This window comes from Nostoc sp. UIC 10630 (assembly GCF_010747425.1).
Taxonomy (GTDB): domain Bacteria; phylum Cyanobacteriota; class Cyanobacteriia; order Cyanobacteriales; family Nostocaceae; genus Nostoc.
On the sequence record NZ_JAAGOG010000359.1, the window covers coordinates 1 to 4163 of the forward strand.

At 45.6% G+C, this 4163-nt stretch carries 2 protein-coding genes; both read left to right on the forward strand.

The window, feature by feature from the left end; all coding sequences use genetic code 11:
• The first annotated feature begins 239 nt into the window (after positions 1-239).
• Positions 240-1775, forward strand: a complete 1536-nt coding sequence (locus G1O98_RS37210; protein WP_163939341.1) for an AAA-like domain-containing protein — start codon at positions 240-242, stop codon at positions 1773-1775.
• Positions 1768-4163 (forward strand): AAA-like domain-containing protein (locus tag G1O98_RS41295; RefSeq protein WP_345940637.1); only part of this gene is annotated, 2396 nt, incomplete at its 3' end. The genes G1O98_RS37210 and G1O98_RS41295, both read left to right, overlap by 8 nt.

Below are 4163 nucleotides of genomic sequence, written 5' to 3' on the forward strand. Positions count from 1 at the left end.
CATGGTTCACTCTTAGACCGATATTTACCTCAGTATTATCTCGTAGTCTTTTTCAAAAATCAAATATGATTCCTATAGCGCTGTGAATAAAATCCTAATTTGTTCAGCTAATCTTCAAAATAGGGAAAAAATCCCCTTGGATGACAAAGCACAGAATTACCCAACTTCTGTACAAAATTGACTCGCAATTAGATAAGCTTTTCTACTCAAAAAGCTGAAGGAAGACAAGGTTAATAGTAATGTTAAACTCACAGGCTAAACGCATCTTCATCAGCTACAAGCGTAATGCTAGCCCCGATGAACCAGTAGCGCTCCAAGTCTTCCAAGCACTATCGCAGCAGCACAAAGTCTTCATCGACCAAACCATGTCTGTTGGTACACGCTGGGCTGAATGTATTGAAGCAGAAATCCGCCAAGCTGATTTTTTCATTACTTTCCTTTCTGCTTTGTCAACTAGCAGCGAGATGGTGGTGGCAGAAATAGAGACAGCACACCACTTGGCAAAATCACAGTCAGGACGACCGATAATTCTCCCGGTGCGTCTGGCGTATCAAGAACCGTTCCTGTATCCCTTGAGTGCTTACTTAAATGGGATTAACTGGGCATTCTGGAAAGATGCAGAAGATACGCCGCGCCTGATTGCAGAGTTGTTGCAGGCTGTCTCTGGCGGTGCATTGGCTATCAGTGAAGAAAAATCGAAAGTAGATTTACTCCAGAAGAGTCAGCCGTCACTTCTTCCCCGTCCCTTTCCTTCAGCACAACCTGTATCGCTGGAAATGCCGGAAGGGACAATGGAATCGCAATCTGCTTTTTACGTAGAACGCTCATCTGATGCACTTACTTTAGAAACTATTGAGCGGCAGGGTGTGACAATTACAATAAAAGGCCCCCGGCAAATGGGCAAAAGTTCGCTGTTAATCCGCACAATTAATACTGCTGTAAATGCAGGGAAGCGGGTTGCTTTGCTGGATTTCCAATTATTTGATAAAGCCGCCTTAACTAATGCTGACCTTTTCTTTCGCCAGTTCTGTACTTGGTTAACCGATGAACTGGAAATGACTGACAAAGTTGATGAGTATTGGAATATGCCCTTGGGCAATAGTCAGCGTTGCACTCGCTACATCGGCCGCTATTTGCTGAAAGAGTTTGGCAACCCCATTGTCTTAGCGATGGATGAAGTTGAAAGGGTATTTGATACTGATTTTCGCTCTGATTTCTTTGGAATGCTGCGAAGCTGGCACAATAGCCGTGCCACTACTCCCATCTGGAAGCAACTGGATTTAGCGCTGGTTACTTCCACTGAACCCTACCAGCTAATTGATAATCTCAACCAATCTCCCTTTAATGTTGGGCTAGTAATTGATTTAGAAGATTTTACAGCAGCACAGGTTGCTGATTTAAACCGCCGTCATGGTTCACCCTTTAACGCCAGCGAAGAAAAGCAATTAATAGCGTTGCTAGGTGGACATCCTTATTTAGTAAGGCTTGCACTTTACTCAGTTGCTAGCGATCGCCTCTATCCTACCGAATTATTTGCCAATGCGATCGCAGATAATGGCCCCTTTGGCAATCATTTACGTAACCACCTCTTCCGACTGCATAACAAACAGGAGTTGGTTCAGGGTATGTTCCAAGTAATTCACCAGAACACCTGCGAAGATGAGCGCATCTTTTTCCGCTTGCGGGGTGCAGGTTTAGTGCGCCGGGAAGGGCGTGTAGTGTTTCCCCGTTGTCAACTTTACACCGATTATTTCCGGGAGCATCTTCGTGGGTAATCCAACCATTTACACTGTTGGCGGGACGGTGCAGGCTGGTGGTGGGATTTACATTCCCCGCCAAGCTGATGAGGAATTACTCGGTTTATGTCGGTCGGCAATATTCGCCTATGTTCTTACGCCGCGCCAAATGGGTAAATCTAGCTTGATGGTACGCACGGCAGAAACATTAAGGGACAAGGGAATTAGCTCAGTAATTGTTGACCTTCAAAAATTGGGGGAAAATGTCACAGCCGAACAGTGGTATTTAGGCTTTTTGGTCGAGCTGGAAGACCAACTTATGTTTGATACAAATGTGGTGAGTTGGTGGCAAGAACACGAGCATCTGGGAGTATCGCAACGGCTGACACAGTTTTTTGAGAAGGTTTTGCTGGCTGAGGTTGAGGGGCAAGTGGTGATTTTTGTCGATGAAATTGACTCTACCCTCAGCCTGGATTTTACCGATGATTTTTTTATCGCAATTCGTTATCTCTATGTTGCCCGTGCGACTAATCCTGAATTTGGGCGGCTTTCTTTTGTGTTAATGGGGGTAGCGACTCCGGGCGATTTAATCCGCGATGCCAAGCGCACACCATTTAATATTGGACAGCGTGTAGATTTAACTGATTTTACCTTTGAGGAAGCTTTACCCTTCGCTGAGGGATTGGGATTACCCAGCGATGAAGCCAAGCAGGTATTAGACCAGGTGTTGAAGTGGACGGGGGGACATCCTTATTTAACGCAGCGTCTGTGTGGTGCCTTGGTTTTGATCCCCCCAACCCCCCTTGAAAAGGGGGGCAATGAACTTCCAGGTTTGGAGATTTCCCCAACCACCCTTAGCAACAGTTCTATTCTTCCCCCCTTTTTAAGGGGGGTTAGGGGGGATCGAATCTTATCCGCAGCCGATGTAGACAGAATAGTTAACAGCACATTTTTTGGCGCAATGAGCGAGCAAGATAATAACTTGCAGTTTGTCCGCGATATGCTCACCAAACGCGCACCAGACCCGGAGGTTTTGACTATTTACCGCCAGATTCGCTGGGGTAAGCGGGCGGTTGTTGATGAGGAGCAGTCTTTAGCTAAATCTCACTTAAAGCTATCGGGGGTGGTGCGGCGGGAGAATAATGTTTTGCAGGTGCGGAATAAAATCTATCGGCAAGTCTTTGATTACAAGTGGATTAATAAACATTTGCCGTTTAACTTGCGGGATAGGTGGGAACGTCTAAAACCTGCACTACCTTATGTGGCCGTACTGGTAGTATTTTCGGTTTTAATGACGGGAGTAGCTGTGTATGTGAATGGCCAACGTTTGATTGCCCAAGATGCCCTCAAAGAGGTAGAAAAACAGCGTCGAGAAGCAGAAACTCAAGGCAATAACGCAACGCGAGAAGCTGCAAATGCGCGAACACAGCAGCAAAAAGCAGAGGAACAGCGCCGGGAGGCAGAAAAGCAAAAGGGCATTGCTAAGAAAGAGAGTGAAAGAGCTAAAAAAGGAGAAGACCAAGCAAAGTCTGCACAAAAATTAGCTGAAGACAGGGGAACAAAGTTAGCAAATGCACTTGATAAAACAAAAACTGCTGAACAATTAGCTAAAGACAGACAGGTAGATGCTGAAAAGCAACGAGATTTTGCCAAGGTAAAAGAACAGGAAGCAATCGCTGCTAAAGCAGATGCGGATAAACGTCGGATAAATGCCGAAATTCTCGCTGATAGTCTCAAATCACAAAACCTGATGGCATCAAATTTAGAACTTGATGCTTTAGTTACAGGCTTGAAGGTAGGAAAACGACTTAAAACACCAAATAAAAATGTAGAACCAGATACCCGCGTTTTGGCAGTAGCCACACTCCAGCAGGTAATTTATGCAGTCAAGGAACGTAACCGACTAGAAAGTCATAGCGATTCAGTTAGGGGCGTGGCATTTAGCCCCGACGGTCAAACCATTGCCTCTGCTAGTGATGACGACACGGTGAAGCTTTGGAATCGCAACGGGCAACTATTACAAACTCTCCAAGGTTATAACAGGACATTTAGCCCCGACAGTATAAGCAATAGCAGTTCGCTTAATAGCGTAGCATTTAGCCCCGACGGTCAAACCATTGCCTCTGCCAGTGATGATAAGACAGTAAAACTGTGGAATCGCAACGGGCAACTCTTACAAACCCTCCAAGGTCATAGCAGTTCGGTTTATAGCGTAACATTTAGCCCCGACGGTCAAACTATTGCCTCTGCCAGTTTGGATGATAAGACAGTAAAACTGTGGAATCGCAACGGACAAGTTTTACAAACCCTCCAAGGTCATAGCAATTCAGTTAGGGGCGTGGCATTTAGTCCCGACGGTCAAACCATTGCCTCTGCCAGTGATGATAAGACAGTAAAACTGTGGAATCGCAACGGGCAACTCTTACA